This window comes from Bordetella genomosp. 13 (assembly GCF_007679965.1).
GTDB lineage: Bacteria > Pseudomonadota > Gammaproteobacteria > Burkholderiales > Burkholderiaceae_B > Bordetella.
Genome location: NZ_VEHL01000007.1, coordinates 307,056 through 327,223, shown reverse-complemented (window position 1 = coordinate 327,223; position 20,168 = coordinate 307,056). Strand labels below are relative to the sequence as shown.

Annotated in this window: 14 protein-coding genes, 1 tRNA gene and 1 other RNA gene; 12 read left to right on the top strand and 4 right to left on the bottom strand. The window is 70.7% G+C overall.

The window, feature by feature from the left end; translation table 11 throughout:
* Positions 1 to 86 precede the first annotated feature (86 nt).
* Together FS845_RS18355 and FS845_RS18350 are read right to left on the bottom strand one after the other, a co-directional pair.
* Positions 87 to 1,280 carry an acyl-CoA dehydrogenase gene (locus tag FS845_RS18355; RefSeq protein ID WP_144637942.1) on the bottom strand — a complete coding sequence of 398 codons (1,194 nt, stop codon included), beginning with the start codon at positions 1,278 to 1,280 and terminating at the stop codon, positions 87 to 89.
* Between the two features lie 81 nt (positions 1,281 to 1,361).
* Positions 1,362 to 3,062 (bottom strand): thiamine pyrophosphate-binding protein, encoded by a 1,701-nt coding sequence (locus FS845_RS18350; RefSeq protein ID WP_144637940.1) that lies wholly within the window; start codon positions 3,060 to 3,062, stop codon positions 1,362 to 1,364.
* 135 nt (positions 3,063 to 3,197) lie between these two features.
* Between FS845_RS18350 and FS845_RS18345 the strand changes: the two genes are divergently transcribed.
* From FS845_RS18345 to FS845_RS18325, 5 genes are all read left to right on the top strand, one after another.
* Positions 3,198 to 4,088 (top strand): LysR substrate-binding domain-containing protein, encoded by an 891-nt coding sequence (locus FS845_RS18345; RefSeq protein WP_144637938.1) that lies wholly within the window; start codon positions 3,198 to 3,200, stop codon positions 4,086 to 4,088.
* A 10-nt stretch (positions 4,089 to 4,098) separates the two neighbouring features.
* Positions 4,099 to 5,031 carry a site-specific tyrosine recombinase XerD gene (gene xerD, locus FS845_RS18340; RefSeq protein ID WP_144637937.1) on the top strand — a complete coding sequence of 311 codons (933 nt, stop codon included), beginning with the start codon at positions 4,099 to 4,101 and terminating at the stop codon, positions 5,029 to 5,031.
* 143 nt (positions 5,032 to 5,174) lie between these two features.
* Positions 5,175 to 5,663 (top strand): Cys-tRNA(Pro) deacylase, encoded by a 489-nt coding sequence (ybaK, locus tag FS845_RS18335; protein ID WP_144637934.1) that lies wholly within the window; start codon positions 5,175 to 5,177, stop codon positions 5,661 to 5,663.
* A 294-nt stretch (positions 5,664 to 5,957) separates the two neighbouring features.
* Positions 5,958 to 6,536, top strand: coding sequence for a DJ-1/PfpI family protein (locus tag FS845_RS18330; protein WP_144637932.1), 579 nt, complete (start codon positions 5,958 to 5,960; stop codon positions 6,534 to 6,536).
* Between the two features lie 144 nt (positions 6,537 to 6,680).
* A complete protein-coding gene (locus tag FS845_RS18325) occupies positions 6,681 to 7,061 on the top strand; it encodes a ribbon-helix-helix domain-containing protein (protein WP_144637930.1) in 381 nt (126 codons plus the stop codon).
* 147 nt (positions 7,062 to 7,208) lie between these two features.
* On the opposite strand, the gene pbpG is transcribed toward FS845_RS18325, so the two are convergent.
* A complete protein-coding gene (gene pbpG, locus FS845_RS26870; RefSeq protein ID WP_409929309.1) occupies positions 7,209 to 8,576 on the bottom strand; it encodes a D-alanyl-D-alanine endopeptidase in 1,368 nt (455 codons plus the stop codon).
* Positions 8,577 to 8,831: 255 nt separating this feature from the next.
* Positions 8,832 to 8,906, bottom strand: a tRNA-Arg gene (locus FS845_RS18315).
* Between the two features lie 200 nt (positions 8,907 to 9,106).
* Here FS845_RS18315 and FS845_RS18310 point away from each other — a divergent pair.
* The 7 genes from FS845_RS18310 (at position 9,107) to FS845_RS18285 (ending at position 20,125) form a co-directional block, all read left to right on the top strand.
* The gene (locus FS845_RS18310; protein ID WP_144637928.1) at positions 9,107 to 10,312 is read left to right on the top strand and encodes an MFS transporter; all 1,206 of its coding nucleotides are present in this window, start codon (positions 9,107 to 9,109) and stop codon (positions 10,310 to 10,312) included.
* A gap of 3 nt (positions 10,313 to 10,315) precedes the next feature.
* Entirely contained in the window at positions 10,316 to 10,447 is a 132-nt protein-coding gene (locus tag FS845_RS26865; RefSeq protein WP_260986339.1) for a hypothetical protein, read from the top strand.
* A 129-nt stretch (positions 10,448 to 10,576) separates the two neighbouring features.
* Positions 10,577 to 13,258, top strand: coding sequence for a PD-(D/E)XK nuclease family protein (locus tag FS845_RS18305; RefSeq protein ID WP_144637926.1), 2,682 nt, complete (start codon positions 10,577 to 10,579; stop codon positions 13,256 to 13,258).
* Positions 13,259 to 13,370: 112 nt separating this feature from the next.
* On the top strand, positions 13,371 to 16,823 hold the full coding sequence (locus tag FS845_RS18300; protein WP_144637924.1) for a UvrD-helicase domain-containing protein: 3,453 nt from the start codon (positions 13,371 to 13,373) through the stop codon (positions 16,821 to 16,823).
* Positions 16,824 to 17,053: 230 nt separating this feature from the next.
* Positions 17,054 to 17,151, top strand: an RNA gene (gene ffs / locus FS845_RS18295) — signal recognition particle sRNA small type.
* 127 nt (positions 17,152 to 17,278) lie between these two features.
* Complete coding sequence (gene dnaX / locus FS845_RS18290) at positions 17,279 to 19,750, top strand: DNA polymerase III subunit gamma/tau (protein ID WP_144637922.1); 2,472 nt, start codon at positions 17,279 to 17,281, stop codon at positions 19,748 to 19,750.
* Positions 19,751 to 19,798: 48 nt separating this feature from the next.
* On the top strand, positions 19,799 to 20,125 hold the full coding sequence (locus FS845_RS18285; RefSeq protein ID WP_144637920.1) for a YbaB/EbfC family nucleoid-associated protein: 327 nt from the start codon (positions 19,799 to 19,801) through the stop codon (positions 20,123 to 20,125).
* Positions 20,126 to 20,168: the final 43 nt, after the last annotated feature.

Sequence of the window (20,168 nt, the reverse complement as noted above, 5' to 3'; positions counted from 1 at the left end):
AATGAAAACGCGCCGCGCGGCCCTGGGGCCGGCGGCGCGTCCTGCGTGCCTGGCCCGCGGGGCGATGCCCCGGGACCGGCGCGGGATCAGCTGAATGCCTGGATGCCCGTCTGGGCGCGGCCCAGGATCAGGGCGTGCACGTCGTGCGTGCCTTCGTAGGTGTTCACCACTTCCAGGTTGACCAGGTGGCGGGCCACGCCGAACTCGTCGGAGATGCCGTTGCCGCCCAGCATGTCGCGCGCCAGGCGGGCGATGTCCAGCGCCTTGCCGCACGAGTTGCGCTTCATGATCGAGGTGATCTCCACCGCGGCCGTGCCTTCGTCCTTCATGCGGCCCAAGCGCAGGCAGCCCTGCAGGCCCAGCGTGATCTCGGTCTGCATGTCGGCCAGCTTCTTCTGGATCAGCTGGTTGGCGGCCAGCGGGCGGCCGAACTGCTTGCGGTCCAGCGTGTACTGGCGGGCGGTGTGCCAGCAGGCTTCCGCGGCGCCCAGGGCGCCCCAGGCGATGCCGTAGCGGGCCGAGTTCAGGCAGGTGAAGGGACCGCGCAGGCCCGACACGCCGGGCATCATCTGGTCTGCCGACACCTCGACCTCGTCCATCACGATCTCGCCGGTGATCGAGGCGCGCAGGCCGACCTTGCCGTGGATGGCGGGGGCGGTCAGGCCCTTCATGCCCTTTTCCAGGATGAAGCCGCGGATCTTGCCGTCGAAGTCGCCGCCGACGCACTTGGCCCACACGACGAACACGTCGGCGATGGGCGAGTTGGTGATCCACATCTTGTTGCCGCTGATGCGGTAGCCGTCGGCCGTCTTGGTGGCGCGCGTCTCCATGCCGTTGGGGTCGGAGCCGTGGTTGGGCTCGGTCAGGCCGAAGCAGCCGATCCACTGGCCCGAGGCCAGCTTGGGCAGGTACTTCTGCTTCTGTTCTTCGCTGCCGAATTCGTTGATCGGCACCATCACCAGCGAAGACTGCACGCTCATCATCGAGCGGTAGCCGGAGTCGATGCGCTCGACTTCACGGGCGATCAGGCCGTAGCTGACGTAGTTCAGGCCGGCGCCGCCGTATTCGACGGGGATCGTGGCGCCCAGCAGGCCCAGCTCGCCCATCTCGGCGAAGATCGCCGGATCGGTCTGTTCGTTGCGGAAGGCGTTCAGCACGCGCGGGCCCAGCTTGTCCTGCGAATACGCGGCGGCGGCGTCGCGCACCATGCGTTCTTCGTCGGTCAGCTGCTGGTCCAGCAACAGGGGGTCTTGCCAGTGGAAAGAGGGCGAAGAGGACATACGTAAGGCTCCGTGGGAATCCGGTGAATGATGAATCTGGTGGTGGGCGGCCCGCGCATCGGGCGCGGGCCGCCGCCGGGCTCAGCCCCGCGCTTTCAGGGCGGCCGCGCGGATCTTCTCCAGCGTGGTGCTGGGGCTGATGGTCTCGGGGTCGATGAGGCAATGCAGGATGGCGGGCTTGCCGCTGGCCAGCGCGCGCTCGAAGGCCGGCGCGAACTGCTCGGTGGTCTCGACGCGTTCGCCGTAGCCGCCGAAAGCCTGCGCATAGGCCGCGAAATCGGGGTTCTTCAGCACGGTGGCCGAGACGCGGCCCGGGTAGTGCTTTTCCTGGTGCATGCGGATGGTGCCGTACATGCCGTTGTCGATCAGCAGCACGATGATGGGCAGGTCGTACTGCACCGCCGTGGCGAATTCCTGGCCGTGCATCATGAAGCAGCCGTCGCCCGCGAAGCAGACCACGGTCTTCTCGGGCTGCACGCGCTTGGCGCCCACGGCGGCGGGCAGGCCATAGCCCATCGAGCCCGAGGTGGGGGCCAGCTGCGTGCCGTAGCGGGTGAAGCGGTGGAAGCGGTGCAGCCAGGTGGCGTAGTTGCCCGCGCCGTTGGTCATGATGGCATCGGCCGGCAGCACGTCTTCCAGGTGCGCCATGACGGCGCCCAGCTGCAGCTTGCCCGGTGTCTGGATGGCGGTGGGATCGCTCCACTTCAGGTAGGACTGGCGCATGTCCTGGGTGCCTTCGGCCCACGCGGGCGTGCCGGCGGGGGCGGGCAGGGCGGCCAGCGCGTCGGCGAAGGCCGTGGGCGAGGCGTTGATGGCCAGGTTGGCGCGATACACGCGGCCCAGTTCGGCCGCGTCGGGATGCACGTGCACCAGCTTCTGGCGCGGCACGGGGATGTCCAGCAGCGTGTACGCCTGGCTGGGGCTTTCCGACATGCGGCCGCCGACCAGCAGCACCAGGTCGGCGTCTTCCACGCGCTTGAGCAATGCGGGGTTGATGCCCAGGCCCACGTCGCCGATGTAGCAGGGGTGGTCGGCCGGGAACAGCATCTGGCGGCGGAACGACACGCCCACGGGCAGCGCATGGCGCCGCGCGAAGTCGGCGAACTGCTGCACCGCGCGGGCATCCCAGCGCGTGCCGCCCAGGATCGCGACGGGGTTCTTCGCGTCGGCCAGCAGGCGGCCCAGGTCTTCGATCTGGCGCGCCGAGGGCGAGGTTTCGATCACTTCGTAGCGCGGCGCGTCGGGCACGCTGGCCATTTCGGTCAGCATGTCTTCCGGCAGCGCGATCACCACCGGGCCGGGACGGCCGGACGTGGCGATGTGGAAGGCGCGCGAGATCAGTTCGGGAATGCGCTCGACCTGGTCGATCTCGGTGGCCCACTTGCACTGCGTGCCGAACACGGCGCGGTAGTCCATTTCCTGGAAGGCTTCGCGCTCGCGCATGCCGCGCTCGATCTGGCCCACGAACAGGATCATGGGGGCCGAGTCCTGCTGGGCGATGTGCACGCCGGCCAGCGCGTTGGACGCGCCGGGGCCGCGGGTGACCATGCAGATGCCAGGCTCGCCGGTAAGCTTGCCGTACGCGTCGGCCATCATGGCCGCGCCGCCTTCCTGGCGGCACACGGTGACCTCGATATTGGCGTCGTGCAGGCCGTCCAGCACGGCGAGATAGCTTTCGCCGGGGACACAGAAGACGTGTTTGACGCCGTGGGCGGCCAGCTGGTCGACCAGGATGTGTCCGCCCAGGCGGGCGGCTTGCGCGGAGTTGGCTTGTTGTGTCATGGCTGAACGGTATGGAGACGTTTGAGCATAGTGTGCCTGCCATGCACAACGCAATTGATAAAATTGCACAATGTTTTGATCTACGCGAACGTCCGGATGGTGCTGCATCGCACCACCCGGCGCCGCCCTGCCCGCATGAGAAACGGCATCCCCAACCTGAGCGCCCTGCAGGCGTTCGAAGCGTCCGCCCGCCTGGGCAGCTTTTCACGCGCCGCCGAAGAGCTCGCGCTTACCCACAGCGCGGTCTACCGGCAGGTGGCCAGCCTGGAGGCCCGCCTGGGCGTGCAGCTGTTCACGCGCGTGCGCCGTCGCATTGTGCTGACCGACCACGGCGCCGAGTACGCCGGACGCATCCGCCACCACCTGGACCAGATCGAGAAGGACACCTTCGGTCTGGTCAGCCGCACCGGCATGGGCCGCAGCATCCACATCGCCGTGGTGCCCACGCTGGCCACCACCTGGCTGATTCCGCGGCTGGCCGGGTTCCAGCGCCAGCATCCGGACATCACCGTCAGCCTGTCGGTGCGCACGCTGCAGTTCCAGTTCAAGGACCATCCCTTCGACGCGGCGCTGTATCACGGCGATGGGTTGTGGCCGGGCACGCAGGGCGCGCTGCTGTTTCCCGAAGGCGAGCTGGTGCCTGTGTGCGCGCCCGCGCTGGCCGAGGGCGCCCGCGCGCGCGGCGGCACGCTGGCCCTGCCGCACCTGCACCTGGCGTCCCGGCCCGACGCATGGCGGCTCTGGCACGAGGCCAATGAGCTGCCCTATGGACCGCACGCGGCGGGCGGCCCCCGCTACGAGCTGTTCTCCATGGTGATGGCGGCGGTGCAGGCCGGCCTGGGGGTGGGGCTGGTCCCGCGTTTCCTGGCGCGTCCGGCGCTGGACGCCGGCACGCTGGCGACGCCGGTGCCGTACTCGCTGGCCGTCCCGCAGGGCTACTTTTTCTGTTATCCCCAGTCGGACGAACGGTCGGAGGCCCTGCGCGTGTTCGAGGCCTGGCTGAAGGCCGAGGCGGCCACGCCGTAGAATGCCGGGCATGTCCGCCACCGCCGCACCCCTGGCCTCGCAGGCCGATATCGATGCCTTCATCGACGCCGTCTGGCTGGAGGACGGCCTGGCCGCCAACACCCTGGCGGCCTATCGCCGCGACCTCGCCGCGTTCGCCGCCTGGATCGAGAACCCGGCCGCCAGCGGCTGGCCCGCGCCCGTCGCGCTGGCCCAGGCCGAGACCGCGCACATCGAGGCCTGGTTCGCCGCGCGCCACGAGGAAAGCCGTCCCACCACCGCCAACCGCCGCCTGGCCGCGCTGCGGCGCTTCTACGCCTGGGCGCTGCGCGAGCATCGCAGCCCGCGCGATCCCTGCCTGACCCTGGTGGCCGCCAAGCAGCCGCCGCGCCTGCCCAAGACCCTGTCCGAGGCGCAGGTCGAGGCCCTGCTGAAGGCGCCCGACCTGGACACGCCGCGCGGCCTGCGGGACCGCGCCATGCTGGAAACGCTGTACGCCACGGGCCTGCGCGTGTCCGAATTGGTGGACCTGCACGCGCTGAACGTCAGCCTGAACGAAGGCGTGGTGCGCGTGGTGCAGGGCAAAGGCGGCAAGGACCGGCTGGTGCCGCTGGGCGCCGAGGCCGCGCACTGGATCGAGCGCTACCTGCGCGAGGCGCGCCCGGCACTGGCGGGCGCGCGCATCAGCGACGCCCTGTTCGTGACGGCACGCGCGCAGGCCATGACGCGCCAGGCCTTCTGGCAGTTGGTGAAGAAGTATGCGAAGCAGGCCGACATCCACGCGCCGCTGTCGCCGCACGTGCTGCGGCACGCCTTTGCCACGCACCTGCTGAACCACGGCGCGGACCTGCGCGTGGTGCAGATGCTGCTGGGCCATGCCGACATCTCCACCACGCAGATCTACACGCACGTGGCGCGCGAGCGGCTGAAGGCGCTGCACGCGGTGCATCATCCGCGGGGATAGCCCGCAAGCAACCCGAGGCCGTGCAGGCGACCTCCGAAGTCCGGACGATGCCGACACACCATTTGCGCCGTCCGCGCCGCCTGCCTACACTCTGCCGCAGCACGCGGCGCATCGTGCCGCCGACGAACGACCCGATTTCCCCCATGAGCAAAGCCCGCCACGTCTCCGAGACCCCCGCCACCCAGTTCCTGAAGCAGCACAAGGTGGCCTACACCGAGCATCCTTACGACTACGTCGACCACGGCGGCGCGGCCGAGTCGGCGCGGCAACTGCAGGTCGATCCGCACGCCGTGGTCAAGACGCTCATCATGGAAGACGAGGACGCGCGCCCGCTGGTCGTGCTGATGCACGGCGACCGCGAGGTCTCCACCAAGAACCTGGCCCGCCAGGCAGGACTGAAGAAGGTCGCGCCATGCAAGCCCGAGGTGGCGCAGCGGCACTCCGGCTATCAAGTGGGCGGCACCTCGCCGTTCGGCACGCGCAAGCGCATGCCGGTGTGGGTCGAGGCCACGGTGCTGGAATGCCCGCGCATCTACATCAACGGCGGCAGGCGGGGGTACCTGGTCAGTATCGATCCGCAGGCGCTGGTGGCGTTGCTGGATGCGAAGCCGGTGAGCGTGGCGCTGGAGTAGGCGGGAGGGCGTCGATGTAGCGGCCGGTTTGTTGTGTTCTTCTGGCCGCCGCTGGCGTCCCTGCGAAGTCTCGTCCTCGCGCTTTCGCGCTGCGGGCGCGACTTCTCCGGGAAGCCAGCGGCTGCGGCACCGCAATGCGGGGCGTCCCATTCGACGTGGTGATGGAGAGGGGGCGTGGTAGCCCCATACCACCTGCGCGGCCACGCGACGGCGGACAATGGCTCCGAGCGATAACGATTCCAACAGCCGCTCGATTTCCGGCGCTGCTGCGCCACTTCCCTGCCCGGAGACGACATGAGCAAGACACTGCTGATGCTGGTCGGCGACTACGCCGAGGACTACGAAACCATGGTCCCCTTCCAGACGCTGCTGGCCGTCGGACATGCGGTGCATGCCGTGTGCCCCGACAAGAAGGCCGGCGACACCATCGCCACCGCCATCCATGATTTCGAAGGCGCGCAGACCTACAGCGAGAAGCCCGGCCACCGCTTCCAGCTGAACCACGATTTCGACGGGATCGACCTGCAGGCGTACGACGGCCTGGTCATCCCCGGCGGCCGCGCGCCCGAGTACCTGCGCCTGGACGAGCGGGTGCTGGACATCGTGCGCCACTTCGACCAGGCCAGGAAGCCCATCGCCGCCATCTGCCACGGCGCCCAGCTGCTGGCCGCGGCCGAGGTGCTGAAGGGACGAACGTGCTCGGCCTATCCGGCTTGCGCGCCCGACGTGCGGCTGGCCGGCGGCACGTACGCCGAGATTGGCATCGACCAGGCGCACACCGACGGCAACCTCGTCACCGCGCCCGCCTGGCCGGCGCATCCGGCGTGGCTGGCGCAGTTCCTGGAAGTATTGGGGACGCGCATCTCGCATTGATCCGCAACGGCGCGAGGCGGGCTGCCCAGTCGGCGATCCGGATGGCGGGTCGAGGCATTCATGCCCCTGGCGTGGCGGCGGCCCTTGCCGCCCAACCCGTTGAAATCGTACAGTGGCCGCACAGCCCCGCGCCAGGAGCCACCCATGTGCGAAATCTTCATCAGCGCCAATCCGGATTCGTATGCGCCCGAATCGCGCTCGCTGCGCCTGCACGGCGCGGCCACCAGCGTGCGGCTGGAACGGCTGTTCTGGCGCGTGCTGGAAGAGATCGCCGAACGCGACGGCATGCGCGTCGCCCAACTGATCGAGCGGCTGTACGACGAACTGGTCGCCCATCGCGGCCAGGCCGCCAATTTCACGTCGTTCCTGCGGGTGTGCTGCCTGCGCTATCAGCTGTTGATGGCGCAGGGCCGCATCCCGGTGGATACGGGCGTGGCGATACGGTCGCTGGACCCGCGCGAGGTGCTGCGCGGGCTGCCCGAAGAGGAAGGCGAGCAGGGAACGTTGCACGCGCGCGCGGCGTGAACGGCCGACGCCCGCCAGCGGGTCCGCGCCCGAGGCGGCAATCGTACCGCGCCGCATGAAAGCAGAAAGCCAGTCGACCGACTGGCTTTCTGCATGCCGCTGCGCGGCTGAGGCGCTGCCCGGCGGCGCCGGTCGATGCGCGGCGGCCTACAGCATCGCCACCTGGTTCTGCACGATGCGGCGTATGCGTACCGCGTCGCCGATGCGCGACAGCTTGCCCTGGGAATCCAGCAGCACGATGGCCACGTCGCGGCCGTCGATGCGGGCCATCATCACCAGGCATTCGCCGGCTTCGCTGATGTAGCCGGTCTTGGACACCTTGATGTCCCAGTCGGGCTTGCGCACCAGCAGGTTGGTGTTGCGGAAGGTCTGCGTGCGCGTCTTGACCTCGACGTCGTACTCGGTGTCGGTGGAGTAGCGGTGGATCAGCGGACGCTGCGAGGCGGCGCGCACCAGGCGGGCCAGGTCGCGCGGCGACGACACGTTGCTGCTGGACAGGCCGGTGGGTTCGACGAAGTGCGTGCTGGACATGCCCAGCGCCTGCGCCTTCTGGTTCATGGCCTTCACGAAGGCCGGCAGGCCGCCCGGATAGTTGCGCGCCAGGGCGTGCGCCGCGCGGTTCTCGGAAGACATCAGCGCCAGGTGCAGCATGTCGCCGCGGTTCAGCTGCGTGCCCACCACCAGGCGCGAGCTGCTGTGCTTGAGCATGTCGACGTCTTCGTCGGAGATCTCCAGCATCTCGTCCATGGGCAGGTTGGCGTCGACCACCACCAGCGCGGTCATCAGTTTCGAGATGGAGGCGATTGGCCGCACCACATTCTCGTTCTTGGCGAACAGCACGTCGGACGTTTCGAGGTCCTGCACGTAGGCCGTGCTGGAACGCAGCGCGGCGATGTCGGCGCGCGGGTTCGCGGCGGCGGCCACTTCGGTCGGGTCGGCCACCGCCTTGTGCGCGATGGCCTTCATGCGCGGCGAGGACTTCGACGCCGTCTTGGCGGACCTGGCCGATTCGCGTTCGGCGGCGGCGGTCTTGACGCCGCGCTTGCCCTTGGCCGAGGCCTTGGCGGGCGCGAAGTCGTCGCGGCTCATGGTGGCGCTCATCACCGGCTTCTTGCCGGCGCTGGCCTTGGAAGAGGACTTGCCGGACGTGCTCTTGGCGGACGCGGTCTTGGCCCTGGATGACGCGCTGCTCTTGGCGGAAGACTTGGTGCTGCTCTTGGCGGCGGCGCTCTTGGACGAGGCCTTGACGTCTGTCTTGGCGGAGGCCTGCTTGGCGGTCTTGCCGTCAGCCTTGGCCGACGACTTGCCGGAAGCCGGCTTCGGGGCGGCGGACTTGGCGGAGGACGACTTGGCCGCCGGCTTGTCCTGCTTCTGCTTCTTGCACGCCGTGGAAGACGGCCTGGCCTTGCACGGATCCGAGGTGGCGGCCTGCGCGTGCGCCGAGAACAAGGCGCCCGCCGCTATCGACAGGGTGGCTGCCGTCGTCGCGAGTGCGCGGATCCAATGAGAAGCCATAATGTAAGCAGACCCAGAACCTGTATTGAAATGTTGCGCCACCGATGCCTGGGGAGAGGTGAAAATTTCCAGGCAAATTAGTGGGTTACGTGCGGAATTTAAACAGACTTTTGAGCTGGTCCGCAAGCATGCCGCACATCATTGCACACTTTTAATCGGGTCCGTATTGCAGATGCGCAAAAGCGTCGCGCCCCGGCGGGGCAAGCTCAGGGAAACTCTGGAGGCAGGAAGGAGGGGCCGTGCGGGAAAGAGGGGTGGCCTCGCCGGGTGGAATCGAACCACCAATTGACCCTTAGGAGGGGCCGGTTATATCCATTTAACTACGGCGAGACGCCGCGCGACGGCTCGCGCGGAAAGACCGTAAGTCTACCAGCAGTCCCCCGGGTCGCGCCCGCCGTGGCCCACTTTCGTCCAGGGGACATCCCGCGCGCGCGGCGGCATCGCGGCTATGATGGCTATCGTCCCGTTCGCCGCCGGGGCCGCTCCGAGGAGGGAGCGTCGCCGAATCACAACATCACAAGGCTGGTGTCATGCCGCAATCCGAATCCGCCTCGCTGCGCGTCGTCGCGCTGGGCACGCTGGTCGTCCTGCTGGCCATGGGGGTGCGCGCCACCTTCGGGCTGTTCATGCCGCCGATGGGACTGGCGCACCAATGGGGGCGCGAGGTCTTCTCCATGGCCTTCGCGCTGCAGAACCTGGTGTGGGGCATCGCCTGCATCTTCATGGGCATCATGGCCGACCGCTACGGCTCGGGCCGCACCATCGCGCTGGGCGCGCTGCTGTACGCGCTGGGCATGATCGGCACGCGCCATGCCGGCGACGAATTCTCGCTGTATCTCAGCGCCGGGCTGCTGGTCGGACTGGGCCAGGCCGGCACCACCTTTCCCGTGATCCTGCCCATCGTGGCGCGCTCGGTACCGGCCGCGTCGCGCAGCACCGCCATGGGCATCGCCAGCGCGGGCGGCTCGATGGGGCAGTTCGTGGTCGTGCCTTCGGGCCAGTTCCTCATCGACGGACTGGGCTGGCAGCCGGCGCTGTGGGTGCTGTCGCTGTTCGTCGCGGCGGCGGTGCCGATGGCCTGGTTCCTGCGCGGCCGCGCCACGCATGCGGCCGGCGGGCCGCAGCAGTCGCTGGGCGCCGCGGTGCGCCAGGCCATGGCGCACAAGTCGTTCCATTTCCTGTTCTGGAGCTACTTCGTCTGCGGCTTCCACACCGCGTTCGTCACGCTGCACCTGCCGGCCTTCGTGCAGGACGCGGGCCTGAACGCCGGCCACGGCGCCACCGCCATCGCGCTGATCGGCCTGTTCAACATCTTCGGTTCCTTCTATGCAGGCAAGCTGGGCGGGCGCTACAGCAAGAAGCGCCTGCTGTCGGTCATCTACGCGATGCGGGCGTTCGGCATCCTGCTGGTGCTGGCCATGCCGCTGACCCCGGCCGTGCTGTACGTGTTCGCGGCCTGGATGGGCCTGTTCTGGCTGGGCACCGTGCCGCTCACGCAGGGCCTCATCGGCCACATCTACGGCCTGCGCTATGCCGCCACGCTGTCGGGCATCGTGTTCCTGGGCCACCAGATCGGCAGCTTCATCGGCGTGTGGCTGGGCGGCTACGTCTACGCGCGCAACGGCAACTACGACGTGGTGTGGTGGGTGTCGATCGCGCTGGCGGTCGCCGCCGCGCTGCTGTGCCTGCCGGTGAGGGAACAGCCCGTCGGCCAGCCGGCCGCGCAAGGGGCCTGATCCATGCGCGCACGCCTGTGGCGCTGGGTGGGCGCGGCGGCGTTGGCCGCCGTGCTGGCGCTGGCGTTCGTGGGCCATCTGACGCCCGGCCTGCGCGTCAATTGGGAGACGCTGGCGGCCCTTTGCGGGTTCTGACGGCGGTATCCTGTCGGCTTTGCGATTTCGCCCGGACCTGCGCGCCGCGATGCCGCGGCATCGCACGGCGTGGCCACGACGCCGCCCGACCGGCGCGTGCGGGCGTATTCTCGGAACCGTCTACCCGCCATGATCCACGACCCTGATACGCGTGCCGCCATCGGCCTGGACGAGGCGGCCGCGCTGCCCGCCGCCGGCACGCTGGTCCTCACCGTCAACAACCGCCTGGCGCGCCGGCTGGTGCTGGACCTGGCCGGCCTGCTGCGGCGCGAGCGCCAGGTCAGCGAGCTGCCCCGCGTGATGCCGCTGTCGGCCTGGCTGGGCGAGGCCGCCGACGAACTGGCCTTCGAGGCCGGTGCGGCGCTGCCCGCGTACCGCCTGGACCCTTTCGCCGCGCAGATGCTGTGGGTCGATGCCATCGACCACGAAGAGGCCGACCGCGTGCTGCTGGACACGGTGCAGGCGGCGCGCCTGGCTGCCGACGCCGACGCGCTGATGGACGAATGGCGCCTGCGCGTGCCGCAGGGCACCGACACCGACGAATACCGCGGCTTCTCGCGTTGGCGCGCCCGCTATCGGCAGCGCCTGGACGAGATCGACGCCGAGGACGCCAGCCGCATCTACGAGCGCGTGCTGGCCGCCTTGCAGGACGGCAGCTTGCCCGCCTCGCCGCACGTCGTGCTGGCGGGCTTCACCGACGTGTCGCCGCGTTTCGCGGCGCTGCTGTCGGCGCTGCAGGCGGGCGGTTCGCAGCTGCGCTGGCTGAGCGATGCGCAACGCGACGCCGCCACGCCGTGCCGCTACGGCGCGCACGATCACGGCGACGAATGGCGCTGCGCCGCCGCGTGGGCCGCGCAGCGGCTGGCCGATCATCCCGAAGGCCGCTATGCGATCGTGTCCGCGCAACTGGAGGACGAGTCGCCCTTCGCGCGCCGCGTGCTGGGCCGCGCGCTGGCGGCGGGCGGCTTCGCGTTCAACGTGGCCGTGGGCCGGCCCCTGTCGGAGTGGCCCGCCGTGCGCGCCGCGCTGGCCTGGCTGGAAGCGCTGGCCCGCATGGAAGCCGCCGACGGCGCCGAGCCCGCCGTGATGGGCGCGGCGCTGCTGGCCGGCCATTGCGCGGGCGACGTGCGCGAGGCCGCGTGGCATGCGGCCGCCGACGCGCGCTGGCGCCGCAATGGCGTGCCGATGCTGTCCCAGTCGCACTGGCTGCGCAGCATGGCGGGCAGCGCGCTGGCCGAGGCCTGGCCGCGCGCCATGCAGGCGTGGCGCGCCGTGCAGGGCCGCAAGGGGCAGGCCACCACCGATGCGTGGATGCCCGTGATGCGCGCGGCGCTGGGCGCGCTCGGCTATCCCGGCGAGCGGGCGCTGGACAGCGTGGGCTATCAGGTGGTGGGCGCGTTCGGCGAACTGCTGGGCCGCTTCGGCGCCCTGGCGCCGGCCGCCGGCCGCCTAGGCGGCCTGGCCGCGGTGCGGCTGCTGGCGCGCGCCGCGGACGCCACCACCTTCCAGCCGCAGCGCGATCCGCTGGCGCGCCTGGACGTGCTGGGCCTGCTGGAAGCCGAGGGCGGCTCGTGGGACGGCATGTGGATCCTGGGGCTGACCGACGACGTGCTGCCCGCGTCGCCCAAGCCCAATCCGCTGCTGCCGCTGGCCGTGCTGCGCGCGGCGGGCGCGCCGCGCGCCACGCCCGAGCGCGAGCGCCAATGGGCCGAGACCATGTATGCCGCGCTGTGCACCTGCGCGCCCGAGATCATCGTCAGCCACGCGCACACCGAGGGCGAGCGCGAGTTGCGTGCCTCGCCGCTGATCGCCGACCTGGCCCAGACCGATTGGCAGCCCCGCCTGCTGCGGGAAAATGCCGTGCTGACGCAGCAATCGCTGGACGACGAGCGCGGTCCGCCGCTGCCCGCGCCCACGGGCAATGATCCCGCGGCGGGCGCGCGCGGTGGTCTGGACGTGCTGGACACGCAGGCGCGCAATCCGCTGTGGGCCTTCGTGCGGCATCGCCTGGGCGGCCGCGCGATGGCCGACTATGCGGAAGCCTCCGCCATGAGCGTGCGCGGCCAGTTCCTGCACGGCGCGCTGGAACAGTTCTGGCGCATGGTGCCCGACCAGGAACGCCTGCACGAACTGATGGCCGAGAAGCGCGTGGCCGCGCTGGTCGAGCAGGCCATCGCCGAGGCCGCGGACAAGACATTGACGGACTATCCCGAGGCGCTGCGCGCGCTGGAATGCGCGCGGGCCGCCACCGTGCTGGCGAACTGGCTGGACGTCGAGGCGCAGCGCACGCCGTTCGGCATCGACCAGGTCGAGGCCGACCACACGTGGTCGCGCGGCGCGCTGACGCTGAAGGTGCGGCTGGACCGCATGGACCGCCTGCCCGATGGCCGCGGCGTCATCGTCGACTACAAGACCGGCATGTCGCCCGGCAACCCCGAGTCCGACTGGTCGCGCGCGCGGCCGGTGAATCTGCAGCTGCCGTTCTATGCTTCCGTGCTGGCTGGCGAGCAGCCCGAGGCCGGCGTGGCCGCGCTGGTGCTGGCGCAGATCCACGCGCGGCAGGTGGCCGCGCAGGGCCTGGCCGATGCCGACCTGGGCCTGCAAGGCGTCACGCAAGCGGAGGCCAGCAAGGCGTTCGAGGGGCAGGCCTGGACCGATATCCTGGCGCGCTGGCGAACGGCCATCGAGGGCCTGGCCGATGAGTATGCGGGCGGCTACGCCGCCAACTTCGCGGCGCGTCCGGACGACCTGAAATACTGCGATGCCATGCCATTCCTGCGGTTGAACCTGGAAGCGGAGGACGAGGCATGACACGTTATCCGAAAAAGCCGCGAATGGCGCCGCGCCTGCTCGCGCACGTCGCCGCGCATTGCGCGGATATCCATCCGCCTGGCGGCACGATCCATTGCCGGAAGCCGCGCCCATGACCGCCCGCCAGCCCTCCGATCATCTGGCGCGCGCCCGCGCGCTGGATCCCACCCAATCGTTCCTGGTGCAGGCGCCGGCCGGCTCGGGCAAGACCGAGCTGCTGACCGACCGCATCCTGGCGCTGCTGGCCACGGTCGAGCGGCCCGAGGAGATCGTCGCCATCACCTTCACGCGCAAGGCGGCCTCCGAGATGCACGCGCGCGTGCTGGGCAAGCTGCGCGACGCGATGGCGCCGCCGCCCGACAGCGAGCATGGACGCCGCAGCTGGGAGCTGGCCCGGGCGGCGCTCGCGCGCGACGACGAGAAGGGCTGGAAGCTGCTGCGCCATCCGGCGCGGCTGGCGATCCGCACCATCGATTCGTTCTGCGCGGGGCTGGTGCGCGGCATGCCGTGGCTGTCGGAGCTGGGCGGCATGCCGCAGATCGCCGACGACGCGGCCGCGCACTACGATGCCGCGGCGCGCGCCACGCTGGATCTGGCCGAGGATTTCGAGGCCGTGCGCATCCTGCTGTCGCACCTGGACGTGGACACGCTGGCCGCGCGCGAGGCGCTGGCCGGCATGCTCGGCCAGCGCGACCAGTGGCTGCCGCTGCTGCGGCACGGCAGCGACCGCGAGGCGCTGCAGGATGCCCTGGCGGAGGCCATCGCCGAAGACCTGGACGCCGCCCTGGGCGCCATGCCGTACGGCTGGCAGGACGCGCTGCGCGGCCCGGCGCGCATGGCTGCGGCCGTGCTGGACGAAGGGGGACCCGAGCATCGCCTGGCCGCGCTGCGCGACTGGCACGACGAACTGTACGCGCAGGCCGACATGCTCGAAGGCTGGCAGGCGGTGGCGCACCTGCTGCTGACGGGCGACGGCAAGCTGCGCAGCCCGCGCGGCGTGAACAAGACCCTGGGCTTTCCGGCCAAGTGCGAGCACAAGGCGCCGTTCACCGACTGGCTGGAGTCGGCCGATCCCGCGGCGGACTGGATCGGTGCGCTGGATGCGTTGCGCACCGTGCCGCCCGCTAAATTCACCGACGAGCAATGGCGCGTGCTGGGCGCGCAGCTGATGACGCTGAAGCTGGCCGTGGCGCAGCTGCACCTGCGCTTCGCCGAGACCGGCGAGGTCGATTTCATCGAGATCGCGCAGCGCGCCGCGATGGCGCTGGGCACCTCCGACGACCCTGGCGAACTGCTGCTGAAGCTGGATGCCTCCATCCGCCATCTGCTGATCGACGAGTTCCAGGACACCAGCATGACGCAGAGCGATCTGTTGTCCACGCTGACCGCGGGATGGCAGCAGGGCGATGGCCGCACGCTGTTCCTGGTGGGCGATCCCATGCAGTCCATCTACCGCTTCCGCAAGGCCGAGGTGGGCCTGTTCCTGCAGGCCGCGCAAACCGGTGTGGGCGAAATCCGGCCCGACTTCCTGAACCTGACCGACAACTTCCGTTCGCAGGCGGGCGTGGTCGAATGGGTCAACGAGACCTTCCGCACCTTGCTGCCCGCGAAGGACAACGCGGCGGCCGGCGCCATCTCGTACACGGACTCGCGCGCCTTCAACGAGCCCCTGCCCGGCACGGCCGTGCAGTTCCATGGCGCGTTCGGCATGCCCGGCACCGGCCAGTCCGACCTCGAGGCCGAACGGCTGGCCGTGCAGCTGGTGCGCCAGGCGCTGGCCGAGGCCGACCCGCGCAGCAGGCATCCCGTGGCCATCCTGGTGCGCGCGCGCGGCCACCTGGGCCAGCTGGTGCGGCGCCTGACGCAGGAGGGCATCGCGTGCCGCGCCGTGGAGCTGGTGCCGCTGGCGCAGCGCGAGGTGGTGTCCGACCTGGTGCAGCTGGTACGCGCGCAGGCGCATCCCGCGGATCGCCTGGCGTGGCTGTCCGTGCTGCGTGCGCCGTGGTGCGGACTGACGCTGGAGTCGTTGCACGGACTGTTCGGCCACGACCTGGCCACGCCCGTGCCCACGCTGCTGGCCGACGCGTTGCGCGAGCCCGCCGTGCAGGCGGCCGCCGGGCACGCGCCGCAGATGGGCCTGTTCGACGCCCCGCCGTCGCAGCCCTGCCGCGCGGCGCAGCTGTTGTCCGACGCCGAGTTGCGGCGCCTGCGGCATGCGGCGGGCATCCTGCTGGACGATGCAAACCGGGCCGGCGCGCTGCCGCTGGCCGCGTGGCTCGAGGCCCTGTGGCGGCGCCTGGGCGGCCCCGCCCTGTACGCGGACGCCAGCGCCGCCGAGGACGCCGAAAGCCTGTTCCTGCTGCTGGAGCGCCTGGCGCCGCATGGCGGGCTGGACCCGGTCCGCCTGGACGCCGCCCTGGCGCGCCTGTACGCGGCTCCCGCGCCGGTGGACGAATCGCGGGGGGGCGTGGTCGAGATCATGACCATGCACAAGTCCAAGGGCCTGCAGTTCGACACGGTGATCCTGTTTGGCCTGCACAAGGCGCCGCGCGGCGACCGTGCGCCCCTGGTGAGCTTCGAGCAGAGCGGCCAGCGCGTGCTGTTCGGCCCGGCCAAACCGCGCGCCGAGCGGGAGCCCGATCCGATCTCGCGCTACCTGATGCAGCGCGAGCAGCGCCGTGCCGCCTACGAGACCGACCGCCTGCTGTACGTGGCCGCCACCCGCGCGCGCCATCGCCTGCACCTGGTCGCCAACGTGGCGGTGGATCCGGCCTCGGGGCAGGCCAAGCCGCCCGCGTCCAGCAGCCTGCTGGGGCGCCTTTGGGGCAGGCTGCCCGAGGCCAGCAAGCATCCGCCGCCCCAGTGGCAGCCGCTGGACGAAGGCCTGGATGAGGGCCATGCCGCGCTGCGCGGCCGCCCGCTGCGCCGCCTGGCGGACGAGTCCGTGGCGCAGCTCGCCGGCCGCCCGCGCACCGCGGCCAATCCCGGCTTCGCGATGCCGTCGGTCGGCGCGAGGCAATGGAACCAGGGCGCGGACCATCCCGCCTGGCAACTCGAGGCCGCCTACGACGCGGCCATCGGCACGCTGGCGCACGCCTGGCTGGCGCGCATCGGCCAGGACGGCCTGTCCGCCTGGCCCGCCGACGCGCTGCGCGCGCGCCTGCCCTTGCTGCACAAGCAGCTGACCCGCGCCGGCGTTCCGGCCCCGCTGGCCGGCGACGCCGCCCAGGCCGTGCTGGACACCCTGGTGGCCACGCTGTCGCACGAGCGCGGCCTGTGGCTGCTGTCCCAATCCGGCGCTCGCCGCGAGTGGCCCCTGATCGACTCGACCGGCAAGGTCTCGGTGATCGACCTGGCCCTGAGCACGGAAGAGGGCTGGCTGATCGTCGACTACAAGACCGGCCGCCCGCACCCCGGCGAACCCGAACCCGTCTTCGCCGAACGCATGCGTCAACGCCACGGCGACCAACTGGACCGCTACTGCCGCCAGGTCACCGCCCTGGACGGCCGCAAGGCCAGGGCCGCCCTGTACTTCCCCAGGGCCAGCCTATGGCTGGATTTATAAAAAGAGCATCCAAGAACAGCCGACCAAGCTCCAAAAGAAAGAAGCATGGAAAAAGGGCGCCAAGCGCCAATCCCCTCCCCAGGGGGGAGGGCTGGGGAGGGGCCTTCACCGGCTCCCTCCCCCTCGGGGGAGAGTCGGGGCGGGGGTCCAACAGAGTGGCCCCCCGGGGCCCGCCGACATCAATTCGTCGCAGAAACGGGCGTCCAGCCCGTTCTGCTAGAATTGATGTCGACGGGCCCCTTCGCATGGTTCGGCGGTGAACCTGGTCAGGTCGGGAACGAAGCAGCCATAGTCGTTTAGGATCAGTGCCGAAGTCAGGCTCGTCATCCGGTTTCTCCAAAAGGGGCGCCGCGAAAGGCGTGTAGCGAGATTCGATGAATCCGCTCGCATGCCGGCCGCGGCGCCCTTTTTGCCTTCGCCATGTCGATGCGCGCAACTGGTTCTACAATCCGCCCATGACTTATCTGGTACTGGCCCGCAAGTGGCGCCCGCGATCGTTCGAGACCCTGGTGGGACAGGACCACGTGGTGCGCGCCCTCACGCACGCGCTGCAGACCCAGCGGCTGCATCACGCCTGGCTGTTCACCGGCACGCGCGGGGTCGGCAAGACCACGCTGTCGCGCATCCTGGCCAAGTCCCTGAACTGCGAGACCGGCATCACGCCCACGCCGTGCGGCCACTGCCGCGCCTGCACCGAGATCGATGCGGGCCGCTTCGTCGACTACCTGGAGCTCGATGCCGCTTCCAACCGCGGCGTCGAGGAAATGACCCAACTGCTGGAGCAGGCGGTCTACGCGCCGGGCGCGGGGCGCTTCAAGGTCTACATGATCGACGAAGTGCACATGCTGACCGGGCATGCGTTCAACGCCATGCTCAAGACGCTGGAAGAGCCGCCGCCGCACGTCAAGTTCATCCTGGCGACCACCGATCCGCAGAAGATCCCGGTGACCGTGCTGTCGCGCTGCCTGCAGTTCAACCTGAAGCAGATGCCGCCCGAGTCCATCGTGGGCCATCTGCAGGAAGTGCTGGGGCAGGAGACCATCCCCTTCGAAGTGCCCGCGCTGCGCCTGGTGGCCCAGGCGGCCGCCGGCTCGATGCGCGACGCGCTGTCGCTGACCGACCAGGCCATCGCCTACAGCGCCGGCAACCTGACGGAAGAAGCCGTGCGCGGCATGCTGGGCACCATCGACCAGCGCCATCTGGTGCGCCTGCTCGAGGCCCTGGCCGGCGGCGACGCCACCGGCGTGCTGTCGGTGGCCGATGAACTGTCCACCCGCGGCCTGTCGTACGCGGGCGCGCTGGCCGACCTGTCGGTGCTGCTGTCCAAGGTGGCCATCGCCCAGCGCGTGCCGGGCGCCTTGCCCGCCGAAGACCCGCTGACGCAGGACATCGTGCGGCTGGGCAGCGTGCTGCATCCCGATGCGGTGCAACTGTTCTATTCCGTGGCCGTCCACAGCCGTGGCGAGCTCACGCTGTCGCCTGACGAATACGCCGGCTTCGTGATGGCCTGTCTGCGCATGCTGGCGCTCAATGGCGACGCCGGTCCCGCCACGGCGCTGCAATCGCCCCCGGCCACGCCGCAGAGCGCAGCGGCGCCCGGCGCGGCGGCGTCCGGCGCTGCGGTTGCCGCGGCACAAACGCCCATCGCTGCACAGGCCCCCACTGCCGCGCAGACCTCCGCCGCGGCACGGGGGTCCGTTGCCCAAGGGGCGCAGGCGGCATCGCCCGCCGCCGCGCCGCAAGTTGCTGCGCAGCAGGCACCGGCACCGCAGCCCGTACAGCCGACCGCCGCGCCGTCCGCGCCGACAGGCGATACGCCGCGCACGGCCACAGGCAACGCCGATGCGGCCACCCACGCGGCGACCGCATCGACACAGACGGTCGGCAACACCGCCCCGGCGCCGCAGTCGCCCGCGGCCACGGCAGGCGCGTCCACGCCCGCAAGCGCCTCTGCCACGCCCGCTGGTGGCGTAGCCCAGGGACCCGCAAACGCGCCCGCTGCCTCGATTGCCGGCGGGCAGGACGTTCCCCCATGGGAAGACCTGCCCACGCCGTCGGCGACGGCCGTCGCGGCCTCGCAGGCCCCCGCCGCGCCGTCGCGATCCTCCGAGCCCGCGCCAGCAGGCATCACATCCGGCAGCGCCGCGCCGTCGAACCCATCCTCGCCCCCCGCCGCGCCGTCGAGCCGCGCGCCATCGGAAGACGCCGCAAGCGCCTCGACCGCCCCGGCCGCCGCGAAGCCCACCGCCCCGGCCTCCGCCTCCTCCGAACCCCCACCCCTCGACATCCCCGACGAGGCCTACGCCTCTTCCCGGGATGACGGCCCGCCGCCGTACGACGACGGCCCGCCGGACTGGGTGGCGGAAGACATCCCGTACGATGCCGAGGCCTTCACCCCGGACCCCGACGACGAGTTCGAAACCCTGGCCTCGCCGGGCGCCGCGCCCGCCGAGCCGCGCGAGGCCCGCCCGGCTCCCGTGCGCCGCCGCGCCGCGCCGCGTGCCGGCAGTTCGCGCACCCCACGCCTGGCCGACATGTCGGCCGACGGCTGGCCCGAGCTGGCCGCCAGGCTGCCCGTCACGGGCCTGGCCGCCGAACTGGCCAAGCAGAGCGAGTGGGCGGGCGTGCAGGGCGATGCCGTCGTGCTGCGCGTGGCCGTGCGCACGCTGGCCGAAAGCGAGAGCCGCGTGCGCCTGCAGACGGTGCTGTGCGAACATTTCGGGCAGGGCCTGCGCCTGGAGATCCAGGTCGGCGCCACCGGCGACGGCACGGCCCATGCGGTGGCCCGCATCGAGCGCGCCGCGCGCCAGCAGGCCGCCGAAGAGGCGGTCCAGGCCGACCCCTTCGTGCAGGCGCTCATCTCGCGCTTCGGCGCGCACGTGGTGCCCAATTCGGTGCGCCCCTCCGACACGCCGCCGGTGCACTGACGCGCCGCGGCCTACCGTATCGTTCCCTCCCTTCAAGGAAGACAGATCATGATGAAAGGACAACTGGCCGGCCTGATGCGCCAAGCCCAGCAGATGCAGGAAAACATGAAGAAGGCCCAGGACGCCCTGGCCGAGATCATCGTCGAGGGCGCCTCGGGCGGCGGCCTGGTCAAGGTGACCATGACCTGCCGCAACGACGTCAAGCGCGTGGTCATCGACCCCAGCCTGTTCGGCGACGACAAGGACATGATCGAGGACCTGGTCGCGGCCGCCTTCAACGACGCGCTGCGCAAGGCCGAGGCCACCTCGCAGGAAAAGATGGCCGGCGTCACCGCCGGCATGCCCATGCCCCCCGGCATGAAGCTTCCGTTCTGAATCTGACTCCGTCCGCGCGGCGACGCGCCGGCGGACTCCAGGC

Bases quoted from the DNA above. Each gene is read 5' to 3' on its own strand.
- FS845_RS18355 (WP_144637942.1), bottom strand. From the start codon at position 1,280: ATGTCCTCTTCGCCCTCTTTCCACTGGCAAGACCCCCTGTTGCTGGAC.
- FS845_RS18350 (WP_144637940.1), bottom strand. From the start codon at position 3,062: ATGACACAACAAGCCAACTCCGCGCAAGCCGCCCGCCTGGGCGGACAC.
- FS845_RS18345 (WP_144637938.1), top strand. From the start codon at position 3,198: ATGAGAAACGGCATCCCCAACCTGAGCGCCCTGCAGGCGTTCGAAGCG.
- xerD (WP_144637937.1), top strand. From the start codon at position 4,099: ATGTCCGCCACCGCCGCACCCCTGGCCTCGCAGGCCGATATCGATGCC.
- ybaK (WP_144637934.1), top strand. From the start codon at position 5,175: ATGAGCAAAGCCCGCCACGTCTCCGAGACCCCCGCCACCCAGTTCCTG.
- FS845_RS18330 (WP_144637932.1), top strand. From the start codon at position 5,958: ATGAGCAAGACACTGCTGATGCTGGTCGGCGACTACGCCGAGGACTAC.
- FS845_RS18325 (WP_144637930.1), top strand. From the start codon at position 6,681: ATGTGCGAAATCTTCATCAGCGCCAATCCGGATTCGTATGCGCCCGAA.
- pbpG (WP_409929309.1), bottom strand. From the start codon at position 8,576: ATGGCTTCTCATTGGATCCGCGCACTCGCGACGACGGCAGCCACCCTG.
- FS845_RS18310 (WP_144637928.1), top strand. From the start codon at position 9,107: ATGCCGCAATCCGAATCCGCCTCGCTGCGCGTCGTCGCGCTGGGCACG.
- FS845_RS26865 (WP_260986339.1), top strand. From the start codon at position 10,316: ATGCGCGCACGCCTGTGGCGCTGGGTGGGCGCGGCGGCGTTGGCCGCC.
- FS845_RS18305 (WP_144637926.1), top strand. From the start codon at position 10,577: ATGATCCACGACCCTGATACGCGTGCCGCCATCGGCCTGGACGAGGCG.
- FS845_RS18300 (WP_144637924.1), top strand. From the start codon at position 13,371: ATGACCGCCCGCCAGCCCTCCGATCATCTGGCGCGCGCCCGCGCGCTG.
- dnaX (WP_144637922.1), top strand. From the start codon at position 17,279: ATGACTTATCTGGTACTGGCCCGCAAGTGGCGCCCGCGATCGTTCGAG.
- FS845_RS18285 (WP_144637920.1), top strand. From the start codon at position 19,799: ATGATGAAAGGACAACTGGCCGGCCTGATGCGCCAAGCCCAGCAGATG.